Source organism: Dietzia sp. SL131 (genome assembly GCF_026672565.1).
In the GTDB taxonomy this organism is placed as follows: Bacteria; Actinomycetota; Actinomycetes; order Mycobacteriales; family Mycobacteriaceae; genus Dietzia; species Dietzia kunjamensis.
This window is the reverse complement of the sequence record NZ_JAPPRI010000003.1, coordinates 238,564-253,506: the sequence shown is the minus strand read 5'-3', so window position 1 is coordinate 253,506 and position 14,943 is coordinate 238,564. Positions and strand designations below refer to the sequence as shown.

12 protein-coding genes are annotated in these 14,943 nt (G+C 69.9%); 7 read left to right on the top strand and 5 right to left on the bottom strand.

The window, feature by feature from the left end; genetic code table 11:
- Positions 1–70 precede the first annotated feature (70 nt).
- The 4 genes from OVA21_RS01850 to trhA are packed head-to-tail and all read left to right on the top strand — an operon-like array spanning position 71 to position 4,844.
- Positions 71–1,372 (top strand): acyl-CoA dehydrogenase family protein, encoded by a 1,302-nt coding sequence (locus OVA21_RS01850; protein ID WP_268091658.1) that lies wholly within the window; start codon positions 71–73, stop codon positions 1,370–1,372.
- Positions 1,336–2,406 (top strand): acyl-CoA dehydrogenase family protein, encoded by a 1,071-nt coding sequence (locus OVA21_RS01845; RefSeq protein ID WP_268091657.1) that lies wholly within the window; start codon positions 1,336–1,338, stop codon positions 2,404–2,406. The genes OVA21_RS01850 and OVA21_RS01845 overlap by 37 nt, the downstream gene beginning before the upstream one ends.
- Positions 2,403–4,091 (top strand): AMP-binding protein, encoded by a 1,689-nt coding sequence (locus OVA21_RS01840; protein WP_268091656.1) that lies wholly within the window; start codon positions 2,403–2,405, stop codon positions 4,089–4,091. Before OVA21_RS01845 ends, OVA21_RS01840 begins: the two co-directional genes overlap by 4 nt.
- Before the next feature lie 21 nt (positions 4,092–4,112).
- A complete protein-coding gene (trhA, locus tag OVA21_RS01835) occupies positions 4,113–4,844 on the top strand; it encodes a PAQR family membrane homeostasis protein TrhA (RefSeq protein ID WP_268091655.1) in 732 nt (243 codons plus the stop codon).
- A 128-nt stretch (positions 4,845–4,972) separates the two neighbouring features.
- On the opposite strand, the gene OVA21_RS01830 is transcribed toward trhA, so the two are convergent.
- The gene (locus OVA21_RS01830; protein WP_173674834.1) at positions 4,973–6,079 is read right to left on the bottom strand and encodes an NAD(P)H-dependent flavin oxidoreductase; all 1,107 of its coding nucleotides are present in this window, start codon (positions 6,077–6,079) and stop codon (positions 4,973–4,975) included.
- 2 nt (positions 6,080–6,081) lie between these two features.
- Entirely contained in the window at positions 6,082–7,719 is a 1,638-nt protein-coding gene (locus OVA21_RS01825; protein ID WP_268091654.1) for an acyl-CoA synthetase, read from the bottom strand.
- 82 nt (positions 7,720–7,801) lie between these two features.
- On the opposite strand from OVA21_RS01825, the gene OVA21_RS01820 reads away from it, so the two are divergent.
- Entirely contained in the window at positions 7,802–8,608 is an 807-nt protein-coding gene (locus OVA21_RS01820; RefSeq protein ID WP_268091653.1) for a crotonase/enoyl-CoA hydratase family protein, read from the top strand.
- Positions 8,609–8,654: 46 nt separating this feature from the next.
- Here OVA21_RS01820 and OVA21_RS01815 read toward each other — a convergent pair whose 3' ends face one another.
- Together OVA21_RS01815 and OVA21_RS01810 are read right to left on the bottom strand one after the other, a co-directional pair.
- On the bottom strand, positions 8,655–10,115 hold the full coding sequence (locus OVA21_RS01815) for an aldehyde dehydrogenase family protein (protein ID WP_268091652.1): 1,461 nt from the start codon (positions 10,113–10,115) through the stop codon (positions 8,655–8,657).
- Between the two features lie 73 nt (positions 10,116–10,188).
- The gene (locus OVA21_RS01810) at positions 10,189–11,808 is read right to left on the bottom strand and encodes an acyl-CoA synthetase (RefSeq protein WP_268091651.1); all 1,620 of its coding nucleotides are present in this window, start codon (positions 11,806–11,808) and stop codon (positions 10,189–10,191) included.
- Positions 11,809–11,923: 115 nt separating this feature from the next.
- Here OVA21_RS01810 and OVA21_RS01805 point away from each other — a divergent pair, with 115 nt between their 5' ends.
- The gene (locus OVA21_RS01805) at positions 11,924–12,766 is read left to right on the top strand and encodes a DUF1707 SHOCT-like domain-containing protein (protein WP_120284532.1); all 843 of its coding nucleotides are present in this window, start codon (positions 11,924–11,926) and stop codon (positions 12,764–12,766) included.
- 13 nt (positions 12,767–12,779) lie between these two features.
- Here OVA21_RS01805 and OVA21_RS01800 read toward each other — a convergent pair whose 3' ends face one another.
- On the bottom strand, positions 12,780–13,814 hold the full coding sequence (locus OVA21_RS01800) for an LLM class F420-dependent oxidoreductase (protein ID WP_268091650.1): 1,035 nt from the start codon (positions 13,812–13,814) through the stop codon (positions 12,780–12,782).
- A gap of 89 nt (positions 13,815–13,903) precedes the next feature.
- Here OVA21_RS01800 and OVA21_RS01795 point away from each other — a divergent pair, with 89 nt between their 5' ends.
- Complete coding sequence (locus OVA21_RS01795) at positions 13,904–14,938, top strand: Zn-ribbon domain-containing OB-fold protein (protein ID WP_268091649.1); 1,035 nt, start codon at positions 13,904–13,906, stop codon at positions 14,936–14,938.
- Positions 14,939–14,943: the final 5 nt, after the last annotated feature.

Below are 14,943 nucleotides of genomic sequence, written 5' to 3'. Positions count from 1 at the left end.
GCGAGATGGTTGGATACTATGTGAGACACGACACTAGAACGTGTTCCACTCACCGATGAGCTTAGGGCATATGGACATCACCTACACCACCGACCAGGAACGTCTGCGCGGCGAGTTGCGCGAGTACTTCTCGGCACTGATGACCCCTGAACGACGCGAGGCCTTCACCTCCACCACCGGCGAGTACGGGCACGGCGACGCGTACCGCGAGATCGTCGCGGAGATGGGCCGAGACGGCTGGCTGACCCTGGGGTGGCCCGAAGAATTCGGCGGGAAGAACCGGCCGATGATCGAGCAACTCATCTTCACCGACGAGGCCGCGATCGCCGGGGTCCCGGTGCCGTTCCTCACCATCAACTCCGTCGCGCCGACGATCATGGCCTTCGGCTCCGACGAGCAGAAGAACTACTTCCTGCCCCGGATCAGCCGCGGTGAGCTGCACTTCGGCATCGGCTACTCCGAGCCGGACTCCGGCACCGACCTCGCGTCGCTCCGCACGCGGGCGGTCCGCGAGCCCGGGACCGGTGAGCACGAGGGCCGCGAGGTGTACCGGATCAACGGTCAGAAGATGTGGACGTCGCTGGTGGCGTACGCCGACTGGATCTGGCTGGCCGCGCGCACCGATCCGGACGCCAAGCGCCACAAGGGCATCTCCATGATCATGGTGCCCACCGACGCCGAGGGCTTCTCGTGGACCCCGGTCCACACGATGGCCGGCCCCGACACCAGTGCCACCTATTACCAGGACGTGGTGGTCCCGGCGAGCAACCTCGTGGGCCCCGAGCACGGCGGCTGGCCGCTCATGACCAACCAGCTCAACCACGAGCGCGTCGCCCTGACCTCGGCGGGGCCGCTGCAGGCCTCACTGCGGCAGGTCGTGCAGTGGGCGCGCACCACCCGCTCGGCGGACGTCGGCATGCCCGGGGCCGGCACCGTCATGGACAACGAGTGGGTGCGCACCCACCTGGCCCGCGTCCACGCGATGGCCGAGTACCTGGCCCTGCGCAACTGGGAGATCGTCTCCGCGGGCACCGCCGCGCCCACCCGCATCGCCGCGTCGGCGACCAAGGTGTACGGGACCGAGACGGCGTGCGAGGCCTACCGGTTGCTCATGGAAGTCCTCGGATCGAGCGGCTACCAGCGCTCCCACTCCCCGACCGCCGCACTGCACGGGCGCATCGAGCGCCTCCACCGGTCGGCGCTCATCCTCACCTTCGGCGGCGGCACCAACGAGGTGCAGCGCGACATCATCGCCACCGCCGGCCTGGGGCTGCCCCCCGGCGCCACGCGTCGCCCCCGCTCCGTCCGCCAGCACCGCCCGGAAGGAGCGCTGACATGGATTTCTCCGTCGACGACACCACCGCGGAGCTGACCGCCCTCGTCCGGGACATGGGCGAGCGTCTGGTCACCGACGACTCCCTGCGCGAACTCGACGCCCGGTTCGGCCCCGGCACCGAATCCGGCGGAACCGACCGCGGGACCGCCCGGTTCCACGCCCGCTACTGGGAGGAACTGGTCCGGGCCGGCGTCCCGGCCGCCCTCGCCCCGGAGTCGCTCGGCGGCGCCGGACTGGGGGTGATCGGCGAGGCCCTGGTCCTACGCGAGTTGGGCCGGGTTGTCGCCCCGGTCCCCCTGTCCCCCGCGATCCGCGCGGCCCACCTGCTCGAGGCGGCCGGGCGGACCGACCGCGCCACCGCCGTGGCGGAGGGGCGCGAGATCGCCGCCGTCGCTGACGGTTGGTCCGGCCCCGTACCGGAGGTGGACTGGGCGCCGATCGCCGATGTGATCGTCCGGAGGTCGGCCGACGGCGTACACGTGTCGGACGGCGCGGCGGTCACCGTGGAACGCACGGTCCCCGTCGACTACTCGTGCAGCGGGCTCGTCACCGGTGACACAGGTGACGCCACCGCGCTGGCCGCCGGGACGCTCGAGTTCGATGCCCTGCGCCGCCGCGTCCACCTTGCCGCCCACCAGTGGGGCGTGATCGAGGCCGCTCTCGAGCGCACCGCCGCGTACGCGAGCACCCGCCACCAGTTCGGTCGCCCCATCGGCACGTTCCAGGCCGTCGCCGCCCGTCTGGCGGACGGGTCCATCGACGTCGACGCCGTCCGGTTGAGCACCCTGCGCGCCGCCTACGAACTCGACGCTTGTAGCGGCAACCCCGGCCCGACCGCACACGCGGCGGTGGCCTCCGCCCACTTCTGGGCCTGCGACGCCGGCCACCGCCTCGCCCACACCGCCGTGCACGTCCACGGAGGTGTCGGGCTGGACCGCTCCGAGCCCGTCCACCGCTACTTCCTCGCCGCGAAGGCCGGCGAGTGCCGCCTCGGCGGCGCCACCCGGCAACTGCTCGACCTGGGCGACCTGCTGGCCACCGCGGGCGACCCCTGGGAGTACTCGGCGTGAGCGGCGCGGTGAGAACGATCGCGGAGGTCGCCGCCCAGCCGTTCACCTCCGTCGCCGACGCGGTGCACGCCCTGCGCGCCGTCGGCGACCGCGGAATCTGGTCCGACGGCCGGCTCACGCCCTGGTCGGACGCCGTCGGCGCGGTGGCCGTGCGGATCGCGGCGCTTCGGGAACTGATGACCTCGTCGTCGCCGCCTTCGTCGTCGTCACCATCGTCGTCGTCACCGTCACGCCCGCACATCGGCCTCCTCCTAGCCGGCACACCCGAGTACCTCCACCTGCTCGGCGCGGCGGCATGCTCGGAGCTCGTCGTGGCCGGGCTCAACCCCACGCGACGCGGCGAGGCTCTGATCCGCGACGCGGCCCTCGCCGACTGCGCGCTCATCCTCACGGACACCGACAACGAAGCCCTCCTGGATGGGCTCGACCCCGGCGTGCCCGTGGTCTCCGTCGACTCCCCCGAGTGGACCGCACTGCTCGACCGGCACGCCGGCGCGGCGCTCCCCGAGGTGGCGGACGTGCCCGTCGGCCCCGACGACCTCGTCGCCCTGGTGTTCACCTCGGGCACGAGCGGCGACCCCAAGGCCGTCCGGATCACGCAGAGCAAGATCTCCGTGCCCGGCCGCATGCTCGCCGAGAGGTTCGGGATCGGTTCGGACGACTGCGTGTACAGCGCGATGCCACTGTTCCACTCCAACGCCGTGATGGTGGCGTGGCCGATCGCCCTGTACTCCGGATGCTCGATCGCACTGCGGCGTCGCTTCTCCGCCTCCAACTGGCTCGACGACGTCCGGCGACACGGATGCACCTTCGCCAACTACGTCGGCGCACCACTGTCCTACATCCTGGCCACCCCCGAGCGACCCGACGACGCCGACAACCCGATGCGCGTGGTCTACGGCAACGAGGCGCCCGCCGACGTGCGTCGCGAGTTCGCCCGGCGCTTCGGCGTCACCGTGGTGGACGGGTTCGGTTCCAGCGAGGGCGGCATCTCCGTCACCCGTACGCCCGGGACCCCCGACGCCGCGCTCGGTCCACTGCCGGACGGGGTGCGGATCGTCGACCCGGAGTCCGGGGACGAGCGCCCCCGCGCCCGCTTCGACGACGCCGGTGTCCTGCTCAACGCCGACGAGTCCGTGGGTGAGATGGTCGCCGACGGGCCGGGCCTGTTCTCCGGGTACTACGGCGACCCCGCCGCCGACGCCGAGAGGATGCGCGGCGGCCGGTTCCACTCCGGTGACCTCGCGTACGTCGACGACGACGGATGGGTCTACTTCGCGGGCCGGTCCGGTGGCTGGATGCGCGTGGACGGGGAGAACCTGGCGGCGGCACCGATCGAACGCGTACTGCGGCGCCACCCCGATGTGGCCGAGGTCGGCGTGTACGCCGTGCCGGCGGCGACGGTGCGCGGTCCGGCCGTCATCGGCGACGCCGTCGCCGCGGCGGTGGTGGCACGCGAGGGAGCAGACGCCTCGACCCTGGCCGACGGGTTCGGCGACTTCCTCGCCGCCCAACCCGACCTCGGGCCCAAACAGTGGCCGTCGCTGCTCCGGATGACCGCCGCGCTGCCACGGACGGCCAGCTTCAAGTTCCGGGCCCGCGACCTCAGCTCGCTGGGCGCCGAGTCGGCCGGGGACAGGGTCTGGGTCCGCGCCGACGGTGCAGGGGCCTTCACCCCCGGGTGAGGTCGTCGGTAGGTTTGGCGTGTGGACCACGCCGTGAACCCCGACCTGCAGCATTCCGCCGGCGACGGCATCAACGCCGATGCCGTCGCCGCCGATGACGACTTCGGTATCTCCGCGCCCGTCCCGCCCAAACCGCTGCTGCGGGGGTGGATCCACGCCGGCACCCTGCCCGTGGCGATCGCGCTGGGCGTCGTGCTCACCGTCCTCGCCGAGGGCACCGCGCTGACCTGGGCCTGCGCCGTGTTCCTGGCGACCTCGACCCTGCTGTTCGGGATCTCGGCCCTGTACCACCGGGTGAACTGGGGGCCACGCGCCGCGGCCCTGATGCGCCGGCTCGACCACTCCAACATCTTCCTGCTCATCGCTGGCACGTACACCCCCATGACGGTGGCGGCACTGGAGCCCCCGACCACCCAGATCCTGTTGACGCTCGTGTGGTCGGGGGCTCTGCTGGGGATCCTGTTCCGCCTGTTCTGGTTGTCGGCGCCGCGCTGGCTGTACGTCGTCCTCTACATCGGCCTCGGCTGGACCGCGGTGTGGTTCGCCGGCGACCTCATCACCGCCAACCTCGCCGCCGTCATCCTGGTGATGGTCGGTGGCGTCGCCTACACCGGCGGCGCGGTCGTCTACGGCCTCAAGCGACCCGACCCGGCCCCCGGCGTCTTCGGCTTCCACGAGGTGTTCCACACGTGCACCGTGATCGCGTTCGCCTGCCACTGGGCCGCGATGCTGCTGTTCGTCCTGACCAGCTGATGACCTGCTGACGACCTGACGGCCGAGAATCCGCTATCCCGATTCCGGATCCGCTACCCGAATTGGGCTGGCGGATCCGGAATCGGAGTAGCGGATCTGGCCGATGACGGCGAGACGGGCCCGTCCGCTCAGGCCAGGGTCGCGCGCAGCCGCTCGACGGCGGCCTCGTACTCGGCGACGATCTGCGCCATCGTCTCGGCCACGGGCACCACACCCTCGAGGGAGCCGATGATCTGGCCGGCGGGCATGGCGACGACCTCGGGATCCTGCGCCTCGGAGATCCGCTGGTGGGCCTCCGCGACGAGGATGTTCTGCAGCGGCATGGGCAGCGGGTCCGGCGCGTCGGCGGCGGCCCACGCCTCGGTCCACTTGCTCTTGAGCAGCCGCGCGGGCTTGCCCGAGTAGATGCGCGTGCGGACGGTGTCGCGGCTGGTCGCGGCCACGAGCGCCTTCTGCATGGCCTGCGACCCGCCGTCCTCGGCGTACTCGGCGGCCGTGAGCCAGCGCGATCCCATCCAGGCGCCCTGCGCGCCCATCCCGATCACGGACGCGACCTGGGTCCCGTCGCCGATGCCACCGGCGGCCAGCACCGGGGCCCGGCCGTCGAGGGCCTTGACGATCTCGGGGACCAGCACCATCGTCGCGACGTCGCCGGTGTGACCTCCCGCCTCGCCGCCCTGGGCGATCACGATGTCCACGCCGTTGTCGACGTGGGCCAGGGCGTGCTTGGTGGCGCCGGCGAGGGCGGCGACCTTCATCCCGTTCTCGTGGGCGAGGTCGATGATGTGCTTCGGCGGCGAGCCCAGGGCGTTGGCGATGAGCACCGGCCGGTGCTTGAGGGACATCTCCACATGCGACTGGGCCACCGAGTGCAGCCACCCGATAACGCCTGCGTTGTGCTCGGCGTCATCGCCGAGCGGCGGGACGCCGAGGTCGTCGAGGACACGGGAAACGAACGACTTGTGCTCCTCGGGGATCATCGCGGCGATGTCCTCCGGGCTCCCCTCGGTGGGGACCTTGTTGGGCATGACGATGTCCACACCGTAGGGCTTGCCGTCGGTGTTCTCGTCCATCCAGGTGAGGACCTCGTCGAGTTCCGCGGCATCGTTGTACCGGACACACCCGAGCACGCCCATGCCGCCGGCACGGGTCACGGCGGCCGCGACGGCCTTGGACGGGGTGAACGCGAAGACCGGGTACTCGATCCCGAACTCCTCCGTGAGGGAAGTGCGAATGCTCACTTGCTGATCTCCTGGCTGTCGTCTGCGGGGCGGGACGCGGCGATGTCCGCGGCCCACCGGTAGTCGGGCTTGCCCGCGGGATTGCGCTTGACCGAGTTCTCGACCCAGACCGCGCGCGGGCACTTGTAGCGGGCGATCTCCGTGCGCGCGTGCTCGTTGATCTCCTCGATGGGCGGGCACTTGCCGTCCCGGGTGTGCAGAACGGCGGCGACCTTCTGCCCCATCCGCTCGTCGGGGACGCCGATCACCAGCGCGTCGAACACGTCGGGGTGCGTCTTGAGGGCCGCCTCGACCTCCTCCGGGTGCACCTTCTCGCCGCCGGTGTTGATCGACACCGAGCCGCGGCCGAGCATCGTGACGGTGCCGTCGGACTCGACCCGGGCGTCGTCGCCGGGGATGGAGTAGCGCTTGCCGTTGTATGTCTTGAACGTCGCCGCGGTCTTGGCCTCGTCCTTGTAGTACCCCAGCGGGATATGGCCGGTCCGGGCCACCTTGCCGATGACATCCGACCCGGGCCGGATCTCGTTGCCGTCGTCGTCGAGGACCGTGGTCTCGCCGTCGATCTTCACGCGCGGACCGCCGGTGTGGGTCTTCCCCTTCTCCGCCAGTGCGATGCCCGAGAAGCCCGTCTCCGACGACCCGATGGAGTCCGAGATCATCGCGTTGGGGAACGCCTCGATGAACTGGTCCTTGACCGAGGGCGAGAAGAGCGCGGCCGAGGACCCGATGTAGAAGAGCGACGAGGGGTCGTACTTCTCCGCGTCCCAGGCCTCGATCATCGGTCGCGCCATCGCGTCACCGGTGATGAACATCAGGTTGATCTTGCGGTCGGTGACCGTCTGCCAGACCGTCTCCGCGTCGAATTCCGGGATGAGCACACTCGTGTGACCGGCGAACAGGGCCATGAGGATCGCCCACTGGGCACCGCCGTGGATGAGCGGCGGTAGCGCGGCCCGGACCAGCACCCCGCCGTCGACGGCCTTGTTCGCCAGCTCCCATTCGTCGGCGACCCGCTCCCCCGTGAGGAAGTCGATGCCACCGCCCAGGACCATGAACACGTCCTCCTGGCGCCACATGACGCCCTTCGGCGACCCCGTGGTGCCACCCGTGTACAGCATGTAGATGTCGTCGTTCGAGCGCTCGCCGAAGTCCCGCTCCGGGGACTGCGCCGCCAGGGCGTCCTCGTAGTGCGCCACGGAGACGCTCTCGGGGACCACCGGGTCCGGTCCGTCGGTCCCGTCCTCGAACACCAGGCAGTGCCGGACCCCCGGGGTCCTGGGCAGGGCCTCGGCCAGGGTCTGCGAGTACCGCCGCTCGTGGATCACCGCGACGGCGTCGGAGTTGTCGAGGAGGTACTCGAGCTCGGCAGGGACGTAGCGGAAATTCACGTTGACCATGACCGCGCGGATCTTGAAGATCGCCACCATGGCCTCGACGGCCTCGATGGTGTTGCGGCTGTACACCGCGACCTTGTCGTCGGGCCCCACCCCCACCGACTGCAGGTGGTGGGCGAGTCGGTTGGCACGGTCCTCGAACTCCCGGAAGCTGAGCTCACGATCACCCTGGACGAGCACGAGCCGGTCGGGGACACGGTCCACGCTGTGTTCTACGAGATCTCCGATGGTGTACGCCATGCCCCCAAACTAGAACGTGTTACCTTCCCGTGGTGTGGGTTACATCGAACCCGGCATAAAGAAATCCTCCAGGAGGCCCCAGATGACCAGCGTCGCGACGCCCGAGGACCAGCACCTGCTCACCGAGCGGCGTGGGCACGTCCTGATCGTCACCATGAACCGCCCCGAGGCCAGGAACGCCCTGTCGGGGCCGATGATGCGGGGCATGGAGGCCGCCTGGGACCTGGTGGACTCCGACCCCGACATCCGGGCGTGCATCCTCACAGGCGCCGGCGGGTTCTTCTGCGCGGGCGCCGACCTCAAGGCCATGAACTCCGACGCCCCGGGGGACAAGTTCGCCGGCGGCGGCTGGGATCTCACGACGCTCCCGGCCCTGCTCAAGGGCCGTCGACTGAGCAAGCCGCTCATCGCCGCGGTCGAGGGGCCGGCCATCGCGGGCGGGACCGAGATCCTGCAGGGCACCGACATCCGCGTCGCCGGACGGTCCGCGAAGTTCGGAGTCTCCGAGGCGCGGTGGGGCCTGTACCCGCTCGGTGGTTCGGCGGTCCGACTCGTGCGCCAGATCCCGTACACCGTCGCGATGGAGGTCCTCATGACGGGCCGCCACCTCACCGCGGAGGAGGCCGAGCGTGTCGGGCTCATCGGCCACGTGGTCGACGACGGATCGGCCCTCGACAAGGCCCTGGAGATCGCCGACCTCATCGCCGCGAACGGCCCGCTGGCGGTCCGGGGGATGATCGAGACCATCCGCCGCACCGAGGGCATGCACGAGGAGGAGGCCTTCCGCGTCGACGCCGAGGTGGGCGGGCGGGTCTTCGCCTCCGCCGACGCGAAGGAGGGCCCGCGGGCGTTCGCCGAGAAGCGCAAGCCCGAGTTCCGGGGAGAGTGACCGGTCCGGCTGCGGGCCTCACGGCAGGCCCGCAGCCGGGCGACGACTACAGCTTGAGCCGTGTCCGTACCTGCATCGCCCTCAGGTATCCCGAGGCCATCCGCTGCTTGTCCTTGGTGAACGGCGGCACCATCATCTCCGAGACGTTGTAGGCGAACGAGTGGTGCGCCACCGCCCGCTCGTGGGTGAACGTCCGGAAGCCGTAGTGGCCGTGGTAACCGCCCATCCCCGAGTTGCCGACGCCGCCGAACGGGATGGCGGACGAGGCCATGCCGATCCCGAAGTCGTTGCCGTAGATGTTGCCGGAGCGGGTGCGGTCGGCGACGGTCTCGAAGCGGTCGTTTCGGTCCCCGTACCAGTACAGGACGAGCGGGCTGGGCCGGTCGTTGACGTAGCGGATCGCCTCGTCGAGGCCCCTGTAGCCGAATACCGTGAGGACGGGGCCGAACACCTCCTCGGAGTCGATCTCCATGTCCGGGGTCACGCCGGTGAGCAGGGTGGGCGCGATCTTGCGGCCGACCGGGTCGGGCAGCCGTTCGCCGGCCGGCGCGGCGTCGCGTTTGTCGGCGCCCTTCCCCACGGCGTCGTCGATCAGGCCGACGATCCGCTCGTAGTTCGAGGTGTTGACGGTCGCCGTGTACTCGGGGTTTCCGACGATCGCGGGCAGGCTGGTGCGCCACTGGTCGAGCACGGTGTCGCAGAACGCGTCCAGTCGGTCCTCGGGGACGAACACGTAATCCGGGCACATGCACACCTGACCGCCGTTGACGAGGCGGGAGGACGCGATGCTGCGCGCAGCCCGATCGATGTCGGCGCTGGTGTCGACTAGGACCGGGTTCTTGCCGCCCAGTTCGAGGGTGACGGGGGTGAGGTTCTCCGCGGCGTCCTTGGCGACGGACTTGCCGACCCCGGGCGAGCCGGTGAAGAACAGGTGGTCGAAGGGCAGGACCGAGAAGTCCGAACCACGGCCGTGTTCGGGTCCGGCGATCGCGAGTTCGTCGACGGCGAAATACTCCGGTGCCAGCCGGCACAGGGCCTCGGTGGTGTGCGCGGTGACCGAGGACGGCCGGATCATCACCCGGTTGCCGGCGCCGAGGGCGGAACCGGCGGGCACGATCGTGAGGTACAGCGGGAAGTTCCACGGTCCGATGATGCCGACGACCCCCTTGGGGTCGTGTCGGACCTGTTGGGTGAAGCCCACCGCCTCCAGGGCTCGGGACACGCGCGTGGGGCGCATCCACTTCTTGATGTTGCCGCGCTGGTGGTCCAGGTCGGGGATGGAGGAGGCGATGTCGGTGAGGGTGGAGAAGGTCTCCGGCCGGGAGCCGTAGTCCTCGCGCATCGCCTCGGTGAGGTCGGCGGCGTTGTCCAGGACGAGGCGTTTGAGGCGCAGGATCCGGTCCCGGCGGATCTTCACGCCCGGCTGGGGATCGGCGAGGAACGCCTGTTGTTGCCGCTCGAGGATCTGCGCGAGCGTGAGATCGCGCGCGGTGGGGGTTCTGGTCATGCGTCCAGGGTAGAACGCGTTCTCGCCCCGCGTCGGGGATCCGACGACGACGAGGGCCCGCCCCTGCCCAGACCTACTTCGCGTCCGCCCAGTACGGATCCTTCAGCGTGCGCTTCATCAGTTTCCCGTTGGCCTGGCGGGGCAGCTCGTCCACCACATCGATCGACCGCGGCATCTTGAACTTCGCCAGCCGACCGGACAGGTCCTCGAGGATGTGTGCCTTGAGCTCGTCGGACTCGGGGTAGCCCTCGGCCAGTTCGATGACGGCCTTGACCTCCTCACCCCAGTCCTTGTGCGGGATACCGAACACGGCGGCGTCGCGGACCGCCTCGTGGCGGGTCATCTCCGACTCGATCTCTGCCGGGTAGATGTTCACGCCGCCGGAGATGATCATGTCGTTCTTGCGGTCGCACAGGAACAGGTAACCGTCGGAATCGACGTACCCGATGTCGCCCATCGTGAACAGCTCGCCCACGTAGGTCTTCGCGGTCTTCTCCTTGTCCTGGTGGTACTCGAACTTCGACCCGTGCATCTGCAGGTACACGTTGCCGATCTCGCCGGTGGGCAGCTCACCCCCGTCGTCGTCGAGGATCTTCAGGGTGGTGGTCTTCCACGGCCGGCCCACGCTGCCGGGCTTGCGCAGCCATTCCTCGCCGGTGATGGTGCAGCCGCCACCCTCGGTGCCGGCGTAGTACTCGGTGAGTACGGGGCCCCACCAGTCGAGCATGGCCTGCTTGACGTGCTTGGGGCACGGCGCTGCACCGTGGACGATCGTGCGCAGGCTCGACACGTCGTACTTCGCGCGCACGTCCTCCGGCAGCTCCAGCAGACGCGAGAACTGGGTCGGCACCATGTGCGACTGGGTGACGCCGTGGGCGTCGATGAGGCGCAGCATCTCCTCGGGCGTCCACTTGTCCATGAGCACCACCGCCTGGCCCAGATTGAGCGAGATGGTGACGAAATTGAGCACGGCCGTGTGGTAGAGCGGCGAGCCGCAGATGTGGACGTTGTCCGGCGCCTGGATGTTGAAGCCGGCGAAGAAGTAGTAATTGGGGACCGTCACCTGATCCGGCGAGCCGCCGGTGAGGGGGCGCCGCACGCCCTTCGGGCGCCCGGTGGTGCCGGAGGTGTAGAGCATCGGCGCGCCGAGGGTCCTCGACGACGGCAAGGGGTCCTCCCCCTGCGCCGGGGCCGTGAGCTCGGTGAGCGGACGGAATCCGGGGACGTCTCCGATCGCGTAGCAGCGGGCGGGGTCGAGGCCCGCCTCGTCGGCGGCGGCGGCCGCGACGTCGGCGAACCGCTCGTCGGCGATGAACACCGTCGAGCCCGAGTTCTCCAGGATGTAGGCCACCTCCGGCCCGGTCAGGTGCCAGTTCGCCGGGGCGATGTAGAGGCCGATCTCGATGGCCGCGTAGTAGACCTCGAGGAACTCGATCGAGTTGGGCGCCAACAGGACGATGCAGTCACCGGCCTCGAGCCCCAGCGCCTGCAGGCCCCGGGCATAACCGTGGGCGGCGTCGGCGAGCTGGCCGAAGGTCACCTGGCGGCCGGGGGCGTCGGCGGATCCGCCCTCGATCACCGCGACGCGGTCGGGCTCGGCCTCGGCAATGCGGTAGACGCTGGTGACGTGCTCACCGTTTCGCGGGTCCAGGACTCCGGCGTCGGCGGGAACGGAAGGCGAGGGTGCACTCATGCACCCCATAGTAGAACCTGTTCTATCTTAGTGGCGGCCTTTCTTCATGGCGGTCGACGCGACCATCCGCGCCTCCCAGATGGCCTGACCGGGCGCGGCGGCTACGCTCTCGCACATGGCGAAGCATCGACACCGCGCCTCCGACGCCCAGCGCACGGCCGTCCAGCAGGCCCTCGACGAGGCCTTTGGGGCAGGCCAGCTCGACCATTTTGAGCATTTCGAGCGCATCCGGACCGCCACCAAGGCCAAGTACATCGACGAGCTACGCCCGCTCGTGGTCGACCTGCGTGGTGGTGACGACGACCTGGGACTGGGTCGGGATGACGACCACGACAACAACAAAGCATCCGCCGGCTCCGCACGCACCGGGTGGGATGCCCGCCGCAACCGCAGCCATGCGAACCGCGGCTGGGCCATCGGAATCGGCATCGCGGTGGCGGTCCTGGCGATAGCCGGCGGGGTTATCGCCGCCTCAGTCTCGAACTCCCCCTCGAACTCCATGACCACGGAGCAGGCCTCCGACCCCGGTCCGCTCCTCACCGCAGAGGGGATGGAGCGCGTGATCGACTCGGCCAAGACCGAGTTCGCAGGCCTTGACCTGGACACGTTCAGCATTCACGGCACCAGCGCCGGCGCGATGTACGAGGACCCGGCCGAGCCCGGGAAGCGGCTGAGCTTCATCTTCCGCGGTGGCGAGTGGACGCAGTCGGGCTTCCACTCCCGCACCGAGTCGACCACCTTCCGGATCGCGGACATCGACTCGGCGGTGCTCGAGCAGACGGTCGAGTCCGCACCGGGAGAACTCGACATGTCCGGCGCGAAACTGAGCCACATCAGCGTGTTTGCAGACCCGCTCGGCGAGCCCGAGTATGCGGTGTCGCTAAACGATGGCAAAGACCTCGGCACGGCCACCTTCGGCCCCGACGGCCAGCTCCGGAAGGCCGACAAGCCCGACTGAGCGCGGGCGGACCTCAGCCGATGAGACGGCCGATCTGTTCAACCTGCTCGACCGTGCGCGCGGTCACCACGAGCATCGTGATGCCCGCGGCCTCCCACTCGGCGATCTGCTCCCGCACCGAAGCCTCGTCGCCGATGATCGCCGTGGCCTCCACCATCTCGTCCGGCACCGCGGCGGCGGCCTCCTCCTTGCGCCCGGAGCGGAACAGCTCGGTGATGCGCTCGACGTCCTCGGCGAACCCCATCCGTCGGAACGCCTCGGCGTGGAAGTTCTTCTCCTCCGCACCCATACCACCGGCGTAGAGGGCGGTGAACGGCTTGCAGGAGTCGATCACTCCGCGCCGGTCGTCGGTGACGTGGAGCTGGCACAGGAAGGCCACCTCGAAGTCCTCGCGGGTCCGGCGGGCACCGGGACGGGCGAAGCCCTCGTCGAGCCACGAGTTGTACTGGGCGGCGGACTTGGGCGAGGCCAGGAAACCGAGCCAGCCGTCGGCGACCTCCGCCGCGAGTGCGACGTTCTTGGGCCCCTCGGCGCCCAGCCAGATGGGCACGTCCTCGCGCAGCGGGTGCAGGATCGACTTGAGCGGCTTGCCCAGTCCGGAGGCGTCCGAACCCTCGTAGGGCAGCGCGTAGGCGGGTCCGTCGGAGGTCACGGGCGCCTCGCGGCGCAACACCTTGCGGATGATGTCGATGCACTCCCGGGTGCGCGCGAGCGGCTTGGCGAACGGCTGCCCGTACCAGCCCTCCACCACCTGCGGGCCGGAGACTCCGAGCCCCAGGCAGAACCGGCCGCCGGACAGATGATCCAGCGTCATGGTGCTCATCGCGGTGGCGGTGGGCGTGCGGGCGGAGAGCTGCACGACCGCCGTGGACAGGCGGATGCGCTCGGTCAGCGATCCGTACCAGGCCAGCGGGGTGAAGGCGTCCGAACCCCAGGCCTCGGCGGTGAAGACGGTGTCGAAGCCCGCCTTGTCCGCGGCCACCACGAGGTCGGCGTGATTGGTGGGCGGCTGGGCGCCCCAGTATCCGAGTTGCAAGGCGAATTTCATGAGGCCCAGTGTGACCCACGCCGCCCACGGGCGGTCACGAGCACACGGAAAGTCGCACAACTGTCGGTGGAACGTGTTCTAATTGCGGCGTGACATCCAGAGAGATCGTTGTCGACATCACCCCGCCGGAAGAGACCGTCCTGTCGGCCTCACTATCCCCGGCCTTCGACTACACGCGCTCGACCGGACCGGTCCTCGGCGCGTTCTTCACCGGCCTGCGCGACGGCCGCCTCGTGGGAGTCCGCGACTCCGCCGGCGCCGTGCACCTGCCCCCGGTGGAGTTCGACCCGCACACGAGACAGGCCCTGTCCGAATTCGTGGAGATCGGCTCGGGGACCGGGATCGAAGGCGTCGTCGTCGTCTGGACCTGGGTTCCCGAACCCACCGACGTCCACAAACACGACTCGCCGTTCGCCTGGGCCCTGGTCCGGTTCGACGGCGCGGACACCGCCGTCCTCCTCCCCCTGGTCGCCGACGGCCCCGAGGCCGTCAGCTCCGGGATGCGCGTACGTCTGAAGTGGTCCGCCGAGCGGACCGGGACCATCCACGACATCGCGTGCGTGGTCCCCGCCGACGCCCAGGGCACCGACCAGGGAGACAACCAGGGCGACGACGACGAGGCCCCGCAGACCTCCGGCGAGGATGCCGTCACCATGGTCGTCACCCCGATCGGCGTCTCGGTGACCCACACCGCCAGCCCCGCCGAGAGCGAGTTCCTCCGCGCGATCGTCCAGGGCCGGCTGCTGGGACGCCGCCGCTCCAACGGGCCCGAGGTCTACGTCCCGCCCCGCGACTACTGCCCGTCCGACGGGATCGCCATGGGCGAGTACGTGGAGGTCTCCGACATCGGCACGGTGACCACGTTCGGCATCGTCAACGTGCCGTTCGCCGGCCAGGAGATCAACCCCCCGTACGTCACCGCCTACATCCTGCTCGACGGCTCCGACGTCCCCATCCAGCACCTGGTGCTGGGCTGCGAGGCGTCCGAGGTGCGGATGGGGATGCGCGTGCGCGCCGTGTGGACGCCCGAGTCCGAACGGCCCGCCTCGATGAAGGCCATCGCCCACTTCGAGCCCACCGGCGATCCCGACGCCGATCCCGACACCTATGCCGATCACCTGTAGAGGAC